At 48.0% G+C, this 19,859-nt stretch carries 17 protein-coding genes; 10 read left to right on the top strand and 7 right to left on the bottom strand.

Annotated features, from left to right (window positions below; genetic code table 11):
- Positions 1-54: 54 nt before the first annotated feature.
- Positions 55-612: an HTH-type transcriptional regulator PuuR gene (gene puuR / locus U0008_RS07025; protein ID WP_043492070.1), complete on the bottom strand. Its 558-nt coding sequence runs from the start codon at positions 610-612 to the stop codon at positions 55-57.
- Positions 613-624: 12 nt separating this feature from the next.
- Positions 625-1,407: a gamma-glutamyl-gamma-aminobutyrate hydrolase gene (gene puuD, locus U0008_RS07030; RefSeq protein ID WP_038502088.1), complete on the bottom strand. Its 783-nt coding sequence runs from the start codon at positions 1,405-1,407 to the stop codon at positions 625-627.
- A 216-nt stretch (positions 1,408-1,623) separates the two neighbouring features.
- On the opposite strand from puuD, the gene U0008_RS07035 reads away from it, so the two are divergent.
- From U0008_RS07035 to U0008_RS07060, 6 genes are all read left to right on the top strand, one after another.
- A complete protein-coding gene (locus tag U0008_RS07035; protein ID WP_025800826.1) occupies positions 1,624-3,042 on the top strand; it encodes a glutamine synthetase family protein in 1,419 nt (472 codons plus the stop codon).
- Between the two features lie 190 nt (positions 3,043-3,232).
- Positions 3,233-4,555, top strand: a complete 1,323-nt coding sequence (gabT, locus tag U0008_RS07040; protein WP_043492091.1) for a 4-aminobutyrate--2-oxoglutarate transaminase — start codon at positions 3,233-3,235, stop codon at positions 4,553-4,555.
- A gap of 266 nt (positions 4,556-4,821) precedes the next feature.
- Positions 4,822-5,040 (top strand): hypothetical protein, encoded by a 219-nt coding sequence (locus U0008_RS07045; RefSeq protein WP_040045804.1) that lies wholly within the window; start codon positions 4,822-4,824, stop codon positions 5,038-5,040.
- Entirely contained in the window at positions 5,030-6,418 is a 1,389-nt protein-coding gene (locus tag U0008_RS07050) for an APC family permease (protein WP_025800829.1), read from the top strand. Before U0008_RS07045 ends, U0008_RS07050 begins: the two co-directional genes overlap by 11 nt.
- A gap of 163 nt (positions 6,419-6,581) precedes the next feature.
- Positions 6,582-6,971 carry a type II toxin-antitoxin system RelE/ParE family toxin gene (locus U0008_RS07055; protein ID WP_051874098.1) on the top strand — a complete coding sequence of 130 codons (390 nt, stop codon included), beginning with the start codon at positions 6,582-6,584 and terminating at the stop codon, positions 6,969-6,971.
- Entirely contained in the window at positions 6,961-7,290 is a 330-nt protein-coding gene (locus U0008_RS07060) for a helix-turn-helix domain-containing protein (protein ID WP_043492094.1), read from the top strand. The genes U0008_RS07055 and U0008_RS07060 overlap by 11 nt, the downstream gene beginning before the upstream one ends.
- Positions 7,291-7,295: 5 nt before the next feature.
- Here the strand turns inward: U0008_RS07060 and rarD are convergent, their stop codons facing one another.
- Both rarD and sbcB read right to left on the bottom strand, forming a co-directional pair.
- A complete protein-coding gene (gene rarD / locus U0008_RS07065) occupies positions 7,296-8,222 on the bottom strand; it encodes an EamA family transporter RarD (protein WP_025800832.1) in 927 nt (308 codons plus the stop codon).
- A gap of 226 nt (positions 8,223-8,448) precedes the next feature.
- On the bottom strand, positions 8,449-9,873 hold the full coding sequence (gene sbcB, locus U0008_RS07070) for an exodeoxyribonuclease I (protein ID WP_193065736.1): 1,425 nt from the start codon (positions 9,871-9,873) through the stop codon (positions 8,449-8,451).
- Positions 9,874-10,081: 208 nt separating this feature from the next.
- On the opposite strand from sbcB, the gene U0008_RS07075 reads away from it, so the two are divergent.
- Positions 10,082-11,140 (top strand): FUSC family protein, encoded by a 1,059-nt coding sequence (locus U0008_RS07075; RefSeq protein WP_043492101.1) that lies wholly within the window; start codon positions 10,082-10,084, stop codon positions 11,138-11,140.
- 51 nt (positions 11,141-11,191) lie between these two features.
- On the opposite strand, the gene proX is transcribed toward U0008_RS07075, so the two are convergent.
- The 3 genes from proX to proV all read right to left on the bottom strand — a co-directional run bounded on the left by proX (position 11,192) and on the right by proV (position 14,700).
- Entirely contained in the window at positions 11,192-12,190 is a 999-nt protein-coding gene (gene proX, locus U0008_RS07080; RefSeq protein ID WP_226930023.1) for a glycine betaine/L-proline ABC transporter substrate-binding protein ProX, read from the bottom strand.
- A 210-nt stretch (positions 12,191-12,400) separates the two neighbouring features.
- Complete coding sequence (gene proW / locus U0008_RS07085) at positions 12,401-13,504, bottom strand: glycine betaine/L-proline ABC transporter permease ProW (protein ID WP_043492103.1); 1,104 nt, start codon at positions 13,502-13,504, stop codon at positions 12,401-12,403.
- Positions 13,501-14,700: a glycine betaine/L-proline ABC transporter ATP-binding protein ProV gene (proV, locus tag U0008_RS07090; RefSeq protein WP_025800837.1), complete on the bottom strand. Its 1,200-nt coding sequence runs from the start codon at positions 14,698-14,700 to the stop codon at positions 13,501-13,503. Before proV ends, proW begins: the two co-directional genes overlap by 4 nt.
- 454 nt (positions 14,701-15,154) lie before the next feature.
- Here proV and dinG point away from each other — a divergent pair, with 454 nt between their 5' ends.
- The 3 genes from dinG (at position 15,155) to wzz(fepE) (ending at position 19,807) form a co-directional block, all read left to right on the top strand.
- A complete protein-coding gene (gene dinG, locus U0008_RS07095) occupies positions 15,155-17,344 on the top strand; it encodes an ATP-dependent DNA helicase DinG (protein ID WP_043492105.1) in 2,190 nt (729 codons plus the stop codon).
- Between the two features lie 93 nt (positions 17,345-17,437).
- A complete protein-coding gene (ybiB, locus tag U0008_RS07100) occupies positions 17,438-18,349 on the top strand; it encodes a DNA-binding protein YbiB (protein ID WP_043492109.1) in 912 nt (303 codons plus the stop codon).
- A gap of 342 nt (positions 18,350-18,691) precedes the next feature.
- Positions 18,692-19,807: an LPS O-antigen length regulator Wzz(fepE) gene (wzz(fepE), locus tag U0008_RS07105; protein WP_043492184.1), complete on the top strand. Its 1,116-nt coding sequence runs from the start codon at positions 18,692-18,694 to the stop codon at positions 19,805-19,807.
- The last annotated feature ends 52 nt before the right edge of the window (positions 19,808-19,859 follow it).

Raw genomic sequence — 19,859 nt, forward strand, 5'->3', positions numbered from 1 at the left:
GCGTGAACGGCAATGCCAACGGCGTCGGGTTTTATCTATATCTCGACATAGGCGTCAGAATGTTGTGGGTGTATGGGCGCTGATAATTCGACATATACGCGCCGACGTATTACTGAAGCTATGTGGAATGCCGGTGTTAATGGCATAACTTTGTCCGGCTTCTAGGTGATAAATCTGACCGTTGATCGTCAGCATCACTTCCCCTTCCAACAAGGTGCCGATCTCTTCACCCTGATGTTTGATGCGTTCACCGGTTGTGGTGCCGGGTTCATAAGTTTCAATCATCATGGCCAGCGTGCGGTTCGGGTTACCGTTATGAATGAGCTTCATGGAAACCCCTTGGCTGCCAATTTCGATCAAGTCTTCGGCGTTAATCACAACCTGTGGTTCATCTGGTTTTTCCTGTTCGGCAAAAAACTCCGACAGTGACAACCCATAGACCTTGAGCAGTTTTTGCAAGGTGCTAATCGCTGGGCTGACTTTATCTTGTTCGATGGTGCTAATAGCACTGTGCGTTAATCCAGACAGTTCAGCTGCCCTGCGCTGTGACAATCCCAATTGTTGACGGATATGTGACAGGCGTTTTCCTGGCGCCAAGCTGACATCGCTCATATGCATATTTCCTTATTGATAGTTCTTATCAGGCTGGCTGTTTTTTTCAGCACTGGCTTTCTGACAAGCGGTGATAAAACCTTCAAACAACAAGCGGGATAGGGCGTATTCATCGCTATTCCATTCAGGATGCCACTGCACGCCCAAGGCGAATGGGTGATCGTGAACGCTAACGGCTTCTACTAAACCATCAGATGCCTTGGCTTCAATGCGTAGTCGTGGCCCCAGCGTTTTGGCACCTTGACCATGCAATGAGTTAACCCAGAACTTGTTGCAACCCGGTACTAATTGTGAAAGCAAACCCCCTGCCTGTACCAGCACTTCATGAGAGGGGGCATATTGTTGCTCCAGCGGAAGCTCTGGATCTTCGCGGTGCTCCAGTAACTCCGGCTGTTCATAGAGGCGGCGATAGAGCGTGCCACCGGTTGCCACCACCATTTCCTGTAACCCTCGGCAGATGGCGAAAAGGGGAATGCGCCTTTCGAGTGCGATGCTAATCAGCGCCATACTCAAACTATCACGCCCAGGATCGGCGTCAGGCTCATCGCCGTTTTCACCATATAGGTGCGGCTGCACATTGCTTGGGCTGCCCGGCAGCATAATGCCGTCCAGATGGGGGAGAAGCGATTCCAACAATTCAGGTTCAGACAGTGCGTGTGGCAAGGCCACCGGAAGTCCGCCCGCGTTCAATACGGCATTTAGGTACTTTTCTTGCAAGGTCTGCGTTAGGTGCCCGTGCACCCTGTTCCTACACATGACGACGCCAATCACCGGCCTGTTAAATATATTGCCCATACCACCCTCTCCGCTTGGTCTAAATTATGAACACATTGCTTCCATACAGCGCTTTTCCGTTCAATATTTTCTCAATCTAGCAGTGGTAAGCGTAATATTCAAACTAATTGCAACACTTGCGAAACATTTTGTTTGCATCTACATTTCAATTGTGGACATTATATCGAGCAGTCCAAACGGTCAGATCCACGGTCTTCAATCAATGGCGGGTGAATCATGCAAACCAATATCGTAGAAGTTGAAAACTTTGTTCAGCACAGTGAAGAGAGACGAAGTAGCGCGTTCCAACGCGAAGTAAAAAATTACTTGGAACGCTATCCCTCCACGCAGCACGTCGATGTACTCCTTACCGACCTTAATGGTTGCTTCCGTGGAAAGCGTATTCCTGTTGCTGGGCTGAAAAAGCTTGAGAAAGGCTGCTATTTCCCCGCGTCGGTGTTTGCGATGGATATTTTGGGCAACGTGGTTGAAGAGGCCGGATTAGGCCAAGAGCTCGGAGAGCCCGATCGCACCTGTATTCCGGTACTGGGATCGTTAACGCCATCGGCGGCTGACCCAGAATTTATCGGTCAGGTTTTACTGACCATGCTGGATGAAGATGGTACTCCCTTTGACGTTGAGCCACGTAACGTGCTGAATAATGTCTGGCAGCAGCTACGCCAGCGTGGATTATTCCCCGTGGTAGCGGTAGAGCTGGAGTTCTATCTCATCGATCGACAACGCGACGCCGAAGGATACCTTCAGCCGCCATGTGCGCCAGGGACTCAGGAGCGTAATACACAAAGTCAGGTATATTCCGTTGATAACCTGAATCACTTTGCCGACGTGTTAAGCGATATTGATGAACTAGCGAAATTACAACAAATCCCAGCCGATGGTGCGGTAGCCGAAGCGTCCCCAGGACAGTTCGAAGTTAACCTGAACCACACTGATAACGTCTTACTGGCCTGCGACCACGCGCTCTCGTTAAAGAGACTGGTACGCATGGTGGCAGAGAATCACGACATGCACGCCACTTTTATGGCGAAGCCTTATGAAGAGTATGCGGGCAGCGGTATGCATATCCATATCAGTATGCTCGATAGTAAAGGCCAAAACGTTTTTGCTGATGATGATGGTGAAGATTCGGCATTATTGAAGAAAGCACTCGCGGGCATGATGGAACTGATGCCAGCATCTATGGCGTTGTTAGCGCCTAACGTCAATGCGTTCCGCCGCTTCCAGCCGGGCATGTATGTACCGACTCAGGCATCTTGGGGCCACAACAACCGTACCGTTGCATTGCGCATTCCGTGTGGCGATCGCGACAGCCACCGTGTTGAATATCGTGTTGCAGGTGCTGATGCCAACCCGTATCTGGTGATGGCAACGGTGCTTGCGGGCATTTTGCACGGGTTGGATAACACACTTACGCTGGCAGAACCTATCACCGGTAACGGTATTGAGCAAGACGGCCTGCCATTCCCAATTCGCCAAAGTGATGCTCTGTATGAATTTGAAGAACAGCAAGCGCTGCGCTCGCTGCTTGGAGAGCGTTTCAGCCACGTTTACCACGCCTGTAAAACCGATGAGCTTATTCAGTTTGAACGTATGGTGACTGACACTGAGATCGACTGGATGTTGAAGAACGCCTAATACCCTTTATCTTTCAAATTGAAAGGTGCTGCAAGACCCCCTCCCAACCTCCCCCTTGTCAGGGGGAGGGGCTGAAAATGCGTATTTTTGCAGAAACAGCGTGTTTACACGGAGTGCTCCCTCCCCTGATAAGGGGAGGGTTGGGGTGGGGTTAGAAATTTGAAATTCAAATTCAATTACGGAGTACATCATGTCTGAGAATCAAAATCTGTCCGGGAATGCCTCCAATCAGTCATGGCAGAAGCGCCGTGAAGAGGCGGTGGCGGGCGGAGTGTCAACATTACTGCCAGCGTTCATTCATAAAGCACGTAATGCTGAGCTGTGGGACATTGAAGGCAATCGTTATATCGACTTTGCAGCAGGGATCGCCGTGCTGAATACCGGTCATAACCATCCAAAAGTGATCGCGGCCGTTCAAGAACAGCTGACGCGCTTCACGCATCCGTGTTTCCAAGTTACGCCATATCCTGAATACGTTGAACTGGCAGAGCGTTTGAATGCGCTGGTGCCAATTAAAGAAGCCACGCAGACGCTGTTGCTGACTACCGGTGCTGAAGCGGTTGAGAACGCTGTGAAAGTGGCGCGTATCGCTACCGGGCGTAGCGGTGTGATTGCGTTCCGCGGTGGTTTCCACGGACGTACCTTAATGGGGATGGCGCTGACCGGAAAAGTGGCTCCGTATAAACAAGGATACGGCCCGTTCCCATCCGGCATTTATCATGCGCCATATCCGTCTTCCTACTTGGGCATTACGGAACAGCACGCGTTAGATGCGCTCGATTCCATTTTTGCTGCGGACATCGCGCCGAGCGAAGTCGCCGCAATCATTATTGAACCGGTGCAGGGCGAAGGTGGTTTCTATGCCGCTCCTACTGGTTTCTTGAAATCGTTACGTGAAATTTGCGATCGGCACGGCATTGTTTTAATTGCCGATGAAATTCAGAGCGGCTTCTGCCGTACGGGTAAAACCTTTGCTATCGAACATACCGGCGTTGAACCCGATCTGATCACCATGGCGAAAAGCTTGGCGGGCGGTTTCCCGCTGTCTGCGCTGGTGGGTAAAAAACGCCTGATGGAAAAAGCATTACCGGGCGGTTTGGGCGGCACCTACGCCGGTTCTCCGGTGGCTATCGCCGCGGCGCTGGCAGTCACAGATTTGATTAAAGAAGAGCAACTGAACCAAAAAGCCCAGCAGGTTGGCGAACAGATTACGACCGAATTACATGCGTTGGCAGAACGCTTTGATTGTATCGGTGATATTCGTGCCGTTGGTGCGATGGTGGCGATGGAACTGGTGGAAAATCGCGATGCAGCTAAACCAAACAAGGCGATAACGTCTGCGTTAGTGAAAGAGGCCGGTAAGCAAGGGCTGATTCTGCTCTCCTGCGGCGTGCGCGGTAATGTCATTCGATTCTTAGCACCGTTAACGGCCGAAAAAGAAGTTATAAAAGAAGGTATGGAAAAGTTGGCTTCAGCACTTTCTGTTGTGACAAAAACAGTGCAAAATGCATGACATAAAGATAACCGGTAGTTTACTGCCGGTTATCTTTTTTTTATCACTATGGCGTAACGACTTTGGGTCTGCGTAGGTGAACAAACGATGAGCCTGTCCATGCTTGCACGGCACAGGTTCCAAATACAGAGCGCGGTCGGAAGATTCGCGCAATAGCCAGAGCAAAAGTAGTTCTCGCGGCTGTTTTCCACTACCGGACCACGGAGCGTTCAGGCGGTAGCGGTTTACTATGATGACGTATCGGGATACGTCTAGAGGATATAACGATGGTGCATGTTTATGTTTATCCGCCGCGCTTGGGCGAACGCCTGAGCCGCAGCGAATACGGGCCAGCTCACTGTTTTATTGGCGCTTTGCTAAATGAACAAACCTATATCTGTAGCCGATTATCCCGCCGCCTAATACGACGTTTCCCCGCGGCCTCTCTGAATGACGTTAATTTGTTACCAGCAGAGGACAAAGGGGGAAACCGTCATGGCGATTAGCACTCCTCCTGTTGCTCAGGCTGCCGCGCATGAAGCGGGCAAGCCTCAATTACGTAAATCATTAAAACTTTGGCAGATCGTCATGATGGGCTTGGCTTATCTGACACCGATGACCGTGTTTGATACCTTTGGCATTGTGTCGGGTATCAGCAATGGGCATGTGCCGATGTCGTATCTTTTTGCTTTGGCCGGTGTGTTATTTACGGCGATCAGCTATGGCAAACTGGTGCGTCAGTTCCCGACGGCGGGTTCGGCGTATACCTACGCACAAAAAGCCATTAATCCACACGTGGGCTTTTTGGTGGGGTGGTCATCGTTGCTGGACTATCTTTTCCTGCCGATGATTAACGTGCTGTTGGCGAAAATCTATCTCACCGCGATGTTCCCAGAGGTTCCCCAATGGATTTGGGTGGTCGGTTTTGTTGCGATCATGACCGCGGCAAACTTGAAAAGCGTGAGTCTGGTAGCCAATTTCAATACCGTTTTTGTTTTGGTGCAGATCTCAATCATCGTGGTGTTTATCTTTTTAGTTGTGCAAGGTCTGCATAAAGGTGAGGGGGTTGGCAAAGTATGGAGCCTTCAGCCATTTGTCAGCGAGAATGCGCATTTGCTGCCGATTATCACCGGCGCTACCATCGTGTGCTTCTCATTCCTCGGTTTTGATGCGGTAACGACGCTGTCTGAAGAAACCAAGGATGCCGCGAAAACGATCCCGCGGGCGATATTCCTGACAGCATTGTACGGTGGCATTATCTTTATCTCGGTATCGTTCTTTATTCAGCTGTTTTTCCCTGATATCTCAAGGTTTAAACAGCCGGATGAGGCGCTGCCAGAGATAGCTCTTTACGTGGGTGGAAAACTGTTCCAGTCAATCTTCCTGTGCACCACGTTTGTGAATACGCTGGCCTCGGGTTTGGCATCGCACGCGAGTGTTTCGCGCTTGCTGTATGTTATGGGGCGCGACAACGTGTTCCCTGAAAAGATCTTTGGCTACGTGCATCCAAAATGGCGCACGCCAGCGCTGAATGTAGTGATGGTGGGGATGGTTGCTCTATCGGCTATCTCGTTTGATCTGGTGACGGCGACCGCGTTGATAAACTTTGGTGCGTTGGTAGCATTCACGTTTGTGAATATCTCGGTAATTAGTCACTTCTATGTTCGTGAAGGGCGCAATAAAACCTGGAAGGATCGTTTCCACTTCCTGATTTTGCCGATGATTGGCGCACTTACGGTTGCTGTGCTGTGGCTGAATCTGGAGAAAAGCTCGCTAACCATGGGGTTAATTTGGGCTGCTCTTGGATTTGGTTATCTGGTGTTCCTCACCCGTCGCTTCCGTAAACCACCGCCGCAGTTCGAAAGCCAGCCGCAGGCTGAATAACGATCTCAACTGTTATGTCGGGGAGCGAAAGCTCCCCGAATTTTTTGCGAAGCTCTTTCCAATCCTCTGCTTATGCTCTGACATCTCCTTATCGCCATGCTAGTTTCCCCCTCAATAAAAAGGTCATTTAAACAGCAAAAATAACATGGAGTTTTATACCTAAATGGATATAATTGAGCGAATGGCAAGGCTTTACCGCAGACCCATTTTTTGGATTGCGGGATGTAAAAAAGATCTGCAGCAATTGCCTGATGAGGTGAAAGATACGATGGGCTATGCATTGTATCTTGCCCAAATTGGGCGAAAGCACCCGCAGGCGAAGCCATTAAAGGGTTTTCATGGCGCGGGGATATTAGAGATCGTTGATGATGATGGGTGTGGAACGTATCGCGCTGTTTATTGTGTTCAATTCAAACATGCGGTTTATGTGTTACATGCGTTTCAAAAGAAGTCATCTTCTGGGATTTCGACACCGCAGACCGATATGGAAAAGGTCAAAGAACGTTTAAAAGCGGCTCAACAACATGCAAAGGAAAATCACTATGAAAAATAACCTAGAAATCGAAGCCGGTGGCGACAGCGTCTATGAAGATCTTCAGTACGCTAACGCCGAAGAGATGCAGGTAAAGGCACAGTTGGCGGCCATTATTGCTGAGGTGCTACAGGAACGAGGCCTTTCTCAAACCGAAGCCGCTATGATGCTGGGGATGACTCAGCCAAAATTGTCTAATTTGCTGCGTGGGCAGTTTCGCGGCATTAGCGAATTTAAAATGTTGTCATGCCTGATGTGCTTGGGTGGGCAAATTAATATTCAGGTTAAAAAACCGCGCCTTAAAACAACCCGTGGACACTTAACTGTATCAGTGAGCTAAGCACATTAATGGCCCGGATGGTTTCTTTTGCCGCGCACCATATCGGTAGCTAAATGGCGATAGCGCCAGTGCTGCTGGAATAACTCGTAGACGCAGAATGCTAACCCTAACCAGATGAGGGAGAAGCTAATCATCTTCGGCATATTGATCGGCTCACCGAAGGCGAGCACCGCCAGTAAGAATTGGAGAGATGGCTCAACATACTGCGCAAGGCCAATGACCGTCAGCGAGGTGCGTTTAATGGCCGCGGCGAACAGCAGCAGAGGCGCGAAGGTGACCGGTGCCGTTAGGGCATACAGAATATAGGTCTTAGTACCAGAACCCGCCAGAATACTGCCGCCGGTGGCATGCAGCCAAAAGGTAATAGCAATCGCTAGCGGGAGCATCCACAGTGTTTCTAACGTTAATGCGGTCATGATGTCGTAGCGAATAAATTTACGCACTAACCCATAGAATGCAAATGTGCTGCCCATTGCCAAAGCGAGAAGTGGAACGTGGCCTAACAAAATGACCTGATAGACCAAACCCGTGATGGCGAGCACCACGGCGATGCGCTGAAAGCGACTGAGTTTGTCGTGGAGAAAAATAACGCCTAACGCGATAGAAAACAGTGGATTGGTGAAATAGCCAAGGCTGGCGTCAAGCACCAGATTATGGGTGAGCGCATAGATAAACGTTGTCCACGAGACACTCATGATCAGGCCGCCTAATAGGCAGCAGAACAGAGAGCGTTTATCTTGCCAAACCTGCTGCCACGTCGTTCGGTTTTTAAATAACAGACGCAGCAGAAGCAGCAAAGGAATAGACCAAAACAGGCGTTGTGCCAGTAACTCCAACACGTTGGCATCTGGCAGCATTTTATAAAAAAGCGGTGTGATGCCCCACAAAATAAACGCGAGAACGGCCAAGACTGGCCCGTTTTTCAGCCACATATTTACGACCTGTTTTGTATGAAATCTATACCGCCATACTTCAAGCTGCATTTTGTTGGTCGCGCTTATTCACCCTAAGCACTGGCTGGCTCGCCTCAATGCAACTCGAATTATTGGAGTATGTATCTTGTAAAATAAAGAAAATACGCCTTCGCTACCTACTTTAACCGTTGGTAAGAAAACCGAGGGTGATGTAGCTCACCCTCAATGATAAATCTTATGAATATTAACCAACTAACTGCTTTGCATATTCATACAGTTCTTTAAGCTGGGCCAATTTCTCTGGATTTTCTTCATGGCGGTTATACAGCTCTTCCAACTGATGAATGTAGGTTTGAACACGTTCAGGCGTTAGTGCCGCTTGGCGATGTAGCTGCCAGCGACGCTGTTCATCATCGGTAAGAGTAGCGGGGAAGTTACGTGCGCGATAGCGGAACAGCAGTGGTAAAACGCGTTTATCGTTAAATGTAAGGTCGAGAGCCGGAAGATTCTGCGGCAGGGTTTCTCTAATAATTTGCATTGCCGTTCGGTCTGCATCGCTAAAGAAGCCGTCATACAGCTGGGCGTCAACGTCTTCTGATGCTTTAAAAGGCTCGGCTTCGGCAAACACCGCCACGACTTTGTCTCGTAGCTCGGGATGGCTACGTAGCAGCTGTAAATTATCCATACAATGCTGACGATCGAGCCCTAATCGTTCGGCATTTTCAGGGCGCAGGGTCTGATCAGGTGCCAGCACTGGACATTTGTTGATATGCACAAGTTTGAGAGGAACGGGAGACGCTGTGCCAAGTTCGCTGCGGCGAGTATAGAGCCGTTCGCGCAGGGCATCGGTATCCAGATCCAATAGTGGAGACATATCTCCAGCCAGATCGCACATGATCACCGCGTTTTTATTGTCAGGATGCCATGCCAGCGGCGCAACTAAGCTGGTGTTGCCACGCAGTGCGCCAAACATGCCAGAAATATGCACCAGAGGCTTCATGTTGGCGATATCAATCAGCGCTGAAACTTTGTGTTTATTTCTCAGTTGGAACAAGTAATCAAACAGCTTAGGCTGTGCTTGTTTAACCAATTTAGCCAGCGCAATGGTGGCGTAAACGTCGGCCATCGCGTCATGGGCATTTTCATGCTCGATACCGTTGGCTTTCGATAAATGCTCAAGTTTAAAACTTGGCAAACCTTCATCGTTTTCCGGCCAATTGATCCCTTCTGGGCGCAATGCATAGCAGGTGCGTAAAACATCGAGCAAATCCCAGCGTGAATTGCCGTTTTGCCAGCTGTATCCATACGGATCATAAAAGTTACGATAAAAGATATTTCGGCTGACTTCATCATCAAAACGAATGTTGTTGTAGCCCATAATGCAGGTACCGGGCACGCTGAACATCTGGTTTATTTGCCGTGCAAACTCGGCCTCGCTAACGCCACGCTCTAACGCAACCTGAGGTGTAATGCCCGTGATCATGACGGCTTCTGGCTGAGGAAGATAATCGTCGGCAGGGCGACAATAGATCACCAAAGGTTCTTCAATGATGTTGAAATCAGCGTCTGTCCGCACGCCAGCAAACTGGGCAGGGCGATCTAGTGCCGGATGTTGACCAAAGGTTTCGTAGTCGTGGATGAGGAACGTGGGCGCGGCCTTGCTCAAAATAACATCTCTTATCAGAAAACAAAGTAGTGACTAGTGTAACCGCGAAATTGATGAAACCCAAAGACTGGGACAAAACACGCGGAGAACATCGCATAATTATTTATCTGGTTTGGCTAAACGGCGTTTGTTGTTTAATTTTTTTTACGATATTGAGTACACTTAGCAAAGATAGGTATTTTCATGCGTTGTTATCCTTAAGGTATTCCCTGTGCGTCTCAATAGAGCAATTTCTCCCCTCGAACATGTGATTTACGGTCATTACAAAGCCATCCACGGTATCCGTATGGCGATTGCGTTTGTCATCACCTTCTTGGCGATTCGCTTATTGCATGTACCCGAAGCCACGTGGCCGTTGATCACGATGGTGGTGGTGATGGGGCCGATTTCGTTTTGGGGAAACGTGATTACCCGCGCGCTGCAGCGCATTATGGGGACGGTTTTTGGTGCGGCATCGGGGTTGGTTGCACTCTATCTTGAAGTCTTTTCCATGCCGCTGATGTTGGTGTGGTGTGCGGTCGTTATGTTTGTGTGCGGCGTGCTGGCATTAGGCAAACGGCCTTATATGGGGCTTTTGATCGGGATTACTCTGGCCGTGGTTTGCGGCGCGGGCCCTGGTGATATGAATACCGCCTTGTGGAGAAGCGGCGATGTGATTATTGGTTCGCTATTAGCCCTGCTTTTTACATCGATATTCACCCAAAAAGCGTTTGTTCACTGGCGGTTAATGATGAGCAAAGAGCTTAAAAATATGAGCAGTTTTTACAGCGCTCATATGTCTCCAAACGTGTTAGAACGTCCTCATTTAACCAATAAGCATCAGCAGATCCTGAATGAACTTGTCAAAATACGGACGCTGATTTCACCGTGTGTGCGCGAAACTCGCATCAATAAAGATGTATTTGATGCTATTCAGGTGATGAGCCGTAATTTAGTGTCTACGCTTGAGCTTTTGACCGATGCCTACTGGGCAACGCGTGAAAGCCACTTCATTATGCTGAATGCGAAAAAACTGCGTGAATTTCAAAAGTTGTCGATCAATACGCTAAATGCACTTTCTAATGCGCTGATCAGTGGAAGTATTGAAGATAATTTGAGCGATCTACCTGAAATGGTTGCGGTGTCTGGTGAGCTTAAATCTTTAATGGAAAACGCCAAGGCCTCTGAAAATATTGAGGCACCTATCTATGGTTATGTTTGGCTTAATATTGAACTGGCGAAACAGCTTGATGAGCTTAAAGACTTGATCGGTATGGTGTTAAGAAAGTGATTTTTGGTTATCCCCCCTGAAGGGGGGATAACTATTCGTTATGGTTTAACGTTATGACTTATTTGCAGCCTGCTTCGCGGCATCGATCCAACCATCAAATGTGGCCTGATGGGCTTTAATCCAGCCGTTTACATGGCGTTCAATATCCGCTTCTGAGTTTTCACCCTGATGCATACGCAGGTTTTGCGCATTGACGTCAGCAATTGGCAATTTCATTTCAGCAAACAGTTTTGCCGCCGCTGGGTTTTTCTCTGCGAAGGTTTTGTTAGCTACGATCTGCATGTTGTTAACAGGGAAACCGTAGTTAGCGCCGTTTGGTAGCTTGGTATCAACATCTTTCAGGCTGCCCGGTAAGGCTGAGAACGGTACCTGTAGCCAAACAACATCACGTCCAGGTTTGAGAACGTCACTAACCCAATACGGCGTCCATGTGTAGTAAAACACCGGTTTGCCTTCTTTAAAGCGGGTCATGGTGTCAGCAATCAGCGCGGAATAATTACCTTGGTTATGTTCAACCGTATCATTCAGACCATAGGCTTTGAGCTGATAGTTGATAGAAGCTTCACATCCCCAGCCTGGCGTACAACCGGCTAGATCGGCTTTACCGTCGTTGTTAGTATCAAACAGCTTGGCAATTTTGGGATCTTTCAACTGCTCAATATTGGTGATGTGATACTGATCGGCGGTTTTCTTATCGATCAAATATCCCTGCGCCGCTCCCGTTACGTACTGACCTTCACGGTAGAATTTTTTATCACCGCCGGCACCGTTGTACATATCAGAGTGAAGCTGATCCCAATTTACCGCGAGGAAGGTGGCATCACCGGCGGCAACGGAAGTGTACGCTACGTTGTAATCCACTTCTTTGGTTGGCTGAACGTCATAGCCTAGTTTTGCTAGCGCCTTGCTCACCAGTTGGGTCTGGAAAGTCTCTTCGGCAATACTGCTCTGAATTGGCTGTACAGACACGCCTTTGCCCGGCAATTCTGCTGCCTGAGTGGAGAAGGAGATGGAAAGCGTGCCAAACGCCAAAGCGGTGACGGCAAGCATAGAAGCGATGCGTTGTTGAGTTTGGTTATGTTGTTTTGTTTGTGATGTCATGAATATTCCTGTTTGTTTTATCCCTGTTATTTTTGGCGTAGTGCCAGCGATGCAGGGTATAGATGGGAAATAGGACTATCCGCAGCCTCTTGGACGATCAAAGGTTCCGAATAGAAGTTCGATATGCGCCTCCCCCTGCAAGAGGGAGGCTAAGAAGTGTTAACCGCGCTTAACAAAAATACGTGCGACCAAGCCTATAGGGCCAGTCATGTACCAACCCTGCGTACCACGGCTGCGACGATCGCGGCCAACGGACTGGGTTAAGCGGTCGAGAATAATCGCCAGAATTACGATACCTACCCCACCAATGGAAGCCAGACCCATATCGAGTCGGCCAATACCGCGCAGTACCATTTGGCCTAAACCACCCACCGCAATCATCGAGGCGATAACCACCATTGACAGCGCGAGCATCAGAGTCTGGTTAACACCGGCCATAATGGTGGGCATTGCCAGCGGTAGCTGCACTTTAAACAGCATCTGGCGCGGGCTTGAACCGAAGGACTCAGCGGCCTCAATCAAATCAGCCGGAACCTGCTGAATACCCAAGCTGGTTAAACGTACAATCGGCGGCAGCGCAAAGATAATGGTGACGACGACGCCCGGAACATTACCGATACCAAACAGCATCACGATAGGCACCAAATAGACGAACGCTGGCGTGGTTTGCATGGCATCCAGTAACGGTCTAATTATACGGGCCGCGCCTTTGCTGCGTGCCAGCCAAATCCCTAAGGGCAGGCCGATGAGCATGCAGAAAAACAGTGATGTCAGCACCAATGCAAGCGTCACCATTGCCTGCGACCAAGCGCCGATCGCACCGATGGCGATGAGGCCAATCAGGGTCGCAGCCCCCATACCAAAACCGGCGCATTGCCATGCAATTAAGGCGAAGACCAAAATCGCGATAGGTGCGGGCATGCCCAGCAAGATGTTTTGAAATCCGCTGAGGACGAAGTCCACCGGCATGCGAATGCCTTGAAAAACAGGGCGGCCGTGGCTGACCAACCAGTCGATGCCATGCGTGACCCACGTGTCGAAGGGCACCCAGGTATGATGGAACGGATCCATCAGATTAAAGTGCTCTGGCTCGGGAGCGGGGGCGCTGCTGAGCCAGTCGCTGCCTTGGGCTGCATGGTTACTTGCGGCATCAGTCGTGGCCGGTGATGAAGACCATGCGTCTGCGCCTTGCGATGCGGATGATGCGCTGGCGGCTGATTCTGCGGGTTCTGTTGCCCATGGATTACTCGTTGCGTCACTCATTGGTTAGGGCCCTCTTTGTCTAATGCTTGTAATAGCGTGCCTTTATTGATAATGCCGATAAAAATACCGTCAGCGGACGTCACCGGAACACCACAAGGTGATTGGGCAACCTGCGAAATTAATTCGTTGAGCGAGGTATCTGCATCAACGGCTTCGGGAGCTGACAGCAGGGCAGAATCTAAAGACTGACCTTGAGAGAGCGCTTGTTTTAATGATTCAACAGAAACAATACCAATATATTTTTGGCCTCGTTCTACCACATAACCATAATCATGATCTTCATCCTGCAATAATTTTAGTGCAGCACGAGGCCCGAATCCCGGCGTTTTTCGAATCAACGAAATATGTCTACGGCGAGCAATATCTTTTGCACTAAAGACTTGGCTAATATCAACGCCTTTGAAGAAAGTCTTAACGTAATCATTGGCCGGATTATTCAATATTTCTTCAGGCGTTCCAACCTGTATTACCTCACCACCTTGCATAATGGCGATGCGGTCACCAATACGCATTGCTTCATCTAAATCATGTGAAATAAATACAATGGTTCTTTGTTGCTGAGACTGAAGTCTAATTAATTCATCCTGCATTTCAGTACGAATTAAAGGGTCTAATGCTGAGAATGCTTCATCCATTAATAGAATATCAGGATTAATTGCCATGGCGCGTGCTAAACCAACGCGCTGACGCATACCACCGGATAATTCATCGGGATAAGAGTTAGCGTGATTTTCTAATCCAACCTGACGCAAGGCATCGAGTGCTTTCTGATGACGCTCTGCCTGAGGCATACCTGATAGCTCTAGTCCAAAGGCGGTGTTATCGAGCACGTTCAAATGTGGCATAAGTGCAAATGATTGAAAAACCATGCTGATTTTACTACGACGAATATTACGCAGTTTCTCTTCTGAGACCTGTGCAATATCTTCGCCGTCAATCATGACTTGGCCACGGGTCGGTTTAATCAGACGATTGAGAAGGCGTACCATGGTGGACTTGCCGGAACCTGAGAGTCCCATGATGACAAATATCTCGCCTTCTTCAATGGCCAGACTGGCATTTTTAACGCCAACGGTCAGACCTGTTTTTTCAAATATTTGGTCTTTATGTAGACCTGATTCAATAAGTTTAAATGCGCGGTCGGGATGCTCCCCGAATATTTTGTAAAGGTTCTTAATTTCTATTTTAATAGTCATGCAATAATAGAGTGTCCTATATATAATGAGAAATAGTTCACAGATTATTTAAATCAAATAATCCAAATATTATGAGCGAAATCGTTTAATACCCTAACATAATGAGATGATGAGACAACCCCTAAATTCAGATTAATGCCGTAATTGGGGTTTACATAAGCATAAATATTCGTTATGGTAAAATGCTGCTGCGCTTTCGACCTGATTTTAATATCCATCGATTTTTAAGTTATTTGTGCTGTTAGGCCCTTCAATAAAGCGTAATTACGCTGCTGAATATTTATAATCAAAATCATATTATTTGTTAAGAATGCTCCTAATATTTCTTGGCTTTAATCTATTTATGTAAACATTATTATCAACTGCTATTCCACGTGCATGACAGAATATCAGGCTGATTTTTGATGGTGAATATGAGAAAATAGACCTCTGTTTCTTTCTGTATCGAGTATCAATGGCGCTTTCTTCCGCAACTAAAAATCAAATTACTCAATGGTATAAAGCCCTTTCTGAGCATATCCCTGATTTTATCCCACGTCCTCAGCAGCGCACGATGATTGCGGAAGTCGCGAAAACGCTAGCCGGTGATGATGCTCGCCATTTGGCCATTGAAGCGCCAACGGGCGTCGGTAAAACCCTGTCGTATCTGATCCCTGGGATTGCGATTAGTCGCGATCAAGAGAAACCTCTGGTGGTGAGCACGGCCAACGTTGCTTTGCAGGATCAGATTTACAGCAAAGACCTTCCGCTGCTGCGCAAAATTATCCCCGATTTAAAGTTTACCGCGGCGTTTGGCCGTGGCCGCTATATCTGCCCGCGTAATCTGGCCGCGATGGCGAGTGCTGAAGGCATGCAGGGCGATCTGAAACTGTTTATTGAAGATGATTTACAGCCCAGCAGCGCGGAAGAAAAAGCGCTATGTCAAAAAATCAGTAAGCAGCTTAGCGGCTATCGTTGGGATGGCTTGCGCGATCACCTTGATGAGAATATTGATGATGCTCTGTGGGCGAAGCTAAGCACCGATCGCGCCAACTGTTTAGCGCGCAACTGTATGTATTTTCGCGAATGTCCTTTCTTTATTGCTCGTCGCGAAATCGAGAGCGCTGACGTGGTGGTCGCAAACCATGCGCTAGTTATGGCTGCGTTGGAGAATGAATCGGTTCTCCCTAATGCCAAAGATTTGCTGTTGGTGCTAGATGAAGGTCATCATTTACCCGATGTGGCGCGGGATGCGTTAGAGATCGATGGCGAGATTACGGCTATTTTTGTTAATAGCCAAGTGGAAGGGATCGCGCGACACATCGAGCAGTGCGGTGCACAGTACAGCCCTAAAAATCGCCCGAAGCTGATGGATAGCGAGCGCTTAAAAGCCCATTGTGAAGAGATGCGACAGTTAACCACGGATTTTGATCGTATGGCGACATCGCTACTTCCTGTGGGAAGCAGTGAGCCAAACTATCGTTTCGAGATGGGCGTATTGCCGGAGCCCATGGTCGATATTGCCGTTCGTTTATATAAATTGACGGACGGGCTGCGCGGTTTGGCTGAATTCATGATGAATGATTTGCAGGAAAAGACCGGCAGTCACGACATTATGCGATTGCACAAAGCCATTTTGCAGATGAGCCGTAGTTTTAGCTATTTAGAAGCGATGACGAAACTGTGGCGTTTGGCGGCAATGGAGAAAGCATCCAATGCGCCGATTTCGAAATGGCTCACGCGTGACGTATTCGATAATGTGCAGCACATCTATATGCATTGCGTTGGGATCCGTGTCTGCGATCAGCTTGAGAAAATGCTGTGGCGAAAAATCCCACATGCCATCGTCACTTCGGCTACGCTGCGGTCCCTAAATAGTTTTAACCGAATTAGCGAGCTCTCTGGATTAAATGAAAAAGCGGGAGATCGTTTTGTCGCGTTGGATTCCCCGTTTAACCATCCAGAGCAAGGCCGTTTGGTGATCCCGCAAATGACGCTTGAACCTGCTATGGCACAGGAAGCGGAGCATTTACGCCAAATGGCACATTTTTTCCGTCATGAATGGGAGAGTGGCAAGCATACTGGCATGTTGGTGCTGTTTGCCAGCCAGAGAGCGATGCACACGTTCCTAAGCTTCGTTCCTGCATTACGTTTGGGATTGTTGGTTCAAGGCGACCAACCGCGTTACCGCTTGGTTGAAGAGCACTGTCGCCGTGTGCGTAAAGGCCAGCAAAGTGCCTTGGTGGGGCTACAGTCATTTGCGGAAGGGTTAGATCTTAAAGGGGAATTGCTCACTCAGGTGCATATTCATAAAGTTGCTTTCCCGCCCATCGATAGCCCTGTGATCCTCACCGAAGGCGAATGGCTGAAAACGCTGAAGCGCTATCCGTTCGAAGTACAGAGCTTGCCTGGTGCGTCGTTCACTCTGATCCAGCAGGTAGGTCGCTTGATCCGAAGCCATGAGTGTAAAGGTGAGATTATTATTTATGATCGTCGCCTACTGAGTAAAAGCTATGGCGCACGTTTGCTAGGCGCATTGCCGGTCTTTCCGATTGAACAACGCCCAATGCCGGAAGGCGAACTGCCCGAAATTCCAGCCCCGAAGAGCGATAAAAAACCCGCGAGCGGCTCGCGTGGCAAGCGCGGTGCTCGCCGTCGAGGCTAGGGTTAGCGATAAGTACAATTGTCAGGGCAAATAATGCCACGTACTATCCCTAATATAACGCAAATGTAAAATGGATGAGTACGAGGTGTTGCCGTGGATTATGCACAAATCATTAAAGAAGTGGGCCGAGGGAAGAACCACGCCCGTGATATTAGCGCTGAACTCGCTCAGAGCTTGTTTAGCGATATGCTGGCCGGTCGTGTCCCTGAGCTGGAGCTAGGCGGTATTCTGATTGCGTTGCGTATCAAAGGTGAATCCGAGCAGGAGATGCTCGGTTTTTACCGAGCGATGCAGCAGCGTTCCGCCAATCTTGCGCTGCCTGTTGACATGCCAATGCCGATTGTGATCCCAAGCTATAACGGTGCTCGCAAGCAAGCGAACTTGACGCCATTGCTGGCTTTGTTACTTGCCAGAGAAGGTGTTCCCGTTTTGGTGCACGGTGTTAGCCAAGATCCAGGCCGAGTTACCAGCGCTGAAATATTCCAAGAACTGGACATTACACCGACACGCGACGTGCAAAAAATTGATTGGAAAACCGGCAAACCGGTTTTTATCTGCGTGGAAGATTTAGCGCCAGAGATGCATCAAGTGCTGTCATTACGTTGGCGAATGGGCGTTCGTAATAGCGCACATACTCTAATCAAGATGATTAACCCTTTTGCCGGTGACGCTTTGCGTATTGCCAGCGTTTCTCACCCAGAATATATCCACAGAATGGCGGGGTTATTTAATCAAACATTATCCACTGCGCTTTTACTCCATGGAACGGAAGGTGAGGCGTATGCAAACCCGTTACGTTGCCCGCAGATGCATTTATGCCGTGAGGGAGAAATGAGTACGCTAGTGACGCGCGAAATGGGAGAGGGGGATAAACCCGAATTAGCCGAGGCAAAAAGCATAGAGGAAACCGTGCGCTGGACGAAACGTTGTCTTCGCGGTGAGCTGCCAATACCTCTAAGTCTCAAGCTACAGGTAGAAGCCTGCTTGAATATTGTCAGTGCATAAAAATAGGGTGAAAGGAATTAGCCTACAAGCACAACATTATAAATGTAGTCACTCTAAATAATTATTTATAGGCGTTTTTTTATGCGAATTTAATCGGGGGAAGTCCTGGTTAATGTAAATAAAACGCTAAGAAAATTCTTTAAATTAGAGTTTAATTCTTTGAGTTCTATTTTTACTGGTGATTTATTTGTTTTTTTTGTTCTCACTGAGCTTATATTTTTATTTTTAAGATCTCACTTTAAGTTGTATCTATCAAAAAAGTTATCCAGTATCCTTTTCAGGAAAATTCTACCGTACCCATATTCAACAGTGCATAACAGAGTGTGACTTGCTTGTAACATTATGACTATTATACATCATGAAAATAATGATGCTGTTTTAGACAGCTCAAACCGCAAATTCCAGCCTCCATTCCCACGTGATGATGAAATTGACTTGATTGAATGGTTACTTATTGCAATTAAATCATATAAAACAATTTTAATTATAACGTTCTGTTTTGGCTTAATCGGGTATGGGATTGCTAAGATTTTGCCGCAAAAATGGACGAGTGATGCGGTTGTTGTTGCTCCGCAAACTCAGGAACTGACCTCCCTAGATGAACTGAAACCGCAGTTGGCTATTCTGGGCATCGATTTTAACGTCAGCGAAAAAGATCTATTAAGCCTCTTCGTACGAGACTATGACTCTCAGATCTTACGCCGTGAATACCTTGTCACAACGGATTATTATAAGCGGCTTATCGAGAAAGTGGCTGCGAATGATGAATTGGCTAAACGTCAGATACTTGACAGTTTGGCGACCAAGTCTTTTGCTTCCTTCAGCAGTGAATTGAGTAAGACTCCAGCTGATACAGCTTATTCTTACTATAAGCTGTCATTTACCGCTGATAGCAGTGAAGAGGCGCAAAAAACGTTGGAAGGTTATATCTCTGTCGTTAACGCTTCGGTGGAAAAATTTATCGCCGGTAAGATCCAGCGTTTGATCGATATTAGCCTGAGCAGTGAAGAGTCAAAATATGATATGGCTCTTGCTCGTTTAAAAAATGTGCAAGACGTGAATATCAACCGTCTTGGTTATGCATTGTCTATTGCTGATGCGGCTGGCGTGAAACGTCCACTGTATAGTAACGGCACCGCGATTAAAGATGACCCTGATTTCTCCATTGCGTTGGGTTCTGATGGTTTAAAGCGTAAGCTAGAAATTGAGAAATCGATTACCGATCTAGCTCAGTTGAACTCCGGTTTGCAAGACAGCAAGATGATTATCAGCAAACTGCGCGAGCTAAAGTTAGCGGATATCAATTTCACCGCGTACAAATACATGATGAAGCCTAATGAGCCAGTGAAAAAAGACAGCCCTAAAACGGCGCTGATTGTCTTGTTGGCACTTATTTTAGGTGGGATCACTTCGGTAGGTTTGGTCACTGTCCGCCATGTGATCAAAAACCGTAAATAACGTATGTGTTAATTTGAGATCTTAATAGTTTGATAGAAATATCAACTTGTCA

Source organism: Hafnia alvei, from assembly GCF_034424155.1.
In the GTDB taxonomy this organism is placed as follows: domain Bacteria; phylum Pseudomonadota; class Gammaproteobacteria; order Enterobacterales; family Enterobacteriaceae; genus Hafnia; species Hafnia alvei.

Coding starts and splice junctions, on each gene's coding strand:
- puuR (WP_043492070.1), bottom strand. CDS start 612: ATGAGCGATGTCAGCTTGGCGCCAGGAAAACGCCTGTCACATATCCGT.
- dinG (WP_043492105.1), top strand. CDS start 15,155: ATGGCGCTTTCTTCCGCAACTAAAAATCAAATTACTCAATGGTATAAA.
- rarD (WP_025800832.1), bottom strand. CDS start 8,222: ATGTGGCTGAAAAACGGGCCAGTCTTGGCCGTTCTCGCGTTTATTTTG.
- puuD (WP_038502088.1), bottom strand. CDS start 1,407: ATGGGCAATATATTTAACAGGCCGGTGATTGGCGTCGTCATGTGTAGG.
- U0008_RS07050 (WP_025800829.1), top strand. CDS start 5,030: ATGGCGATTAGCACTCCTCCTGTTGCTCAGGCTGCCGCGCATGAAGCG.
- U0008_RS07045 (WP_040045804.1), top strand. CDS start 4,822: ATGGTGCATGTTTATGTTTATCCGCCGCGCTTGGGCGAACGCCTGAGC.
- proW (WP_043492103.1), bottom strand. CDS start 13,504: ATGAGTGACGCAACGAGTAATCCATGGGCAACAGAACCCGCAGAATCA.
- gabT (WP_043492091.1), top strand. CDS start 3,233: ATGTCTGAGAATCAAAATCTGTCCGGGAATGCCTCCAATCAGTCATGG.
- U0008_RS07060 (WP_043492094.1), top strand. CDS start 6,961: ATGAAAAATAACCTAGAAATCGAAGCCGGTGGCGACAGCGTCTATGAA.
- U0008_RS07055 (WP_051874098.1), top strand. CDS start 6,582: ATGGATATAATTGAGCGAATGGCAAGGCTTTACCGCAGACCCATTTTT.
- U0008_RS07035 (WP_025800826.1), top strand. CDS start 1,624: ATGCAAACCAATATCGTAGAAGTTGAAAACTTTGTTCAGCACAGTGAA.
- proV (WP_025800837.1), bottom strand. CDS start 14,700: ATGACTATTAAAATAGAAATTAAGAACCTTTACAAAATATTCGGGGAG.
- proX (WP_226930023.1), bottom strand. CDS start 12,190: ATGCTTGCCGTCACCGCTTTGGCGTTTGGCACGCTTTCCATCTCCTTC.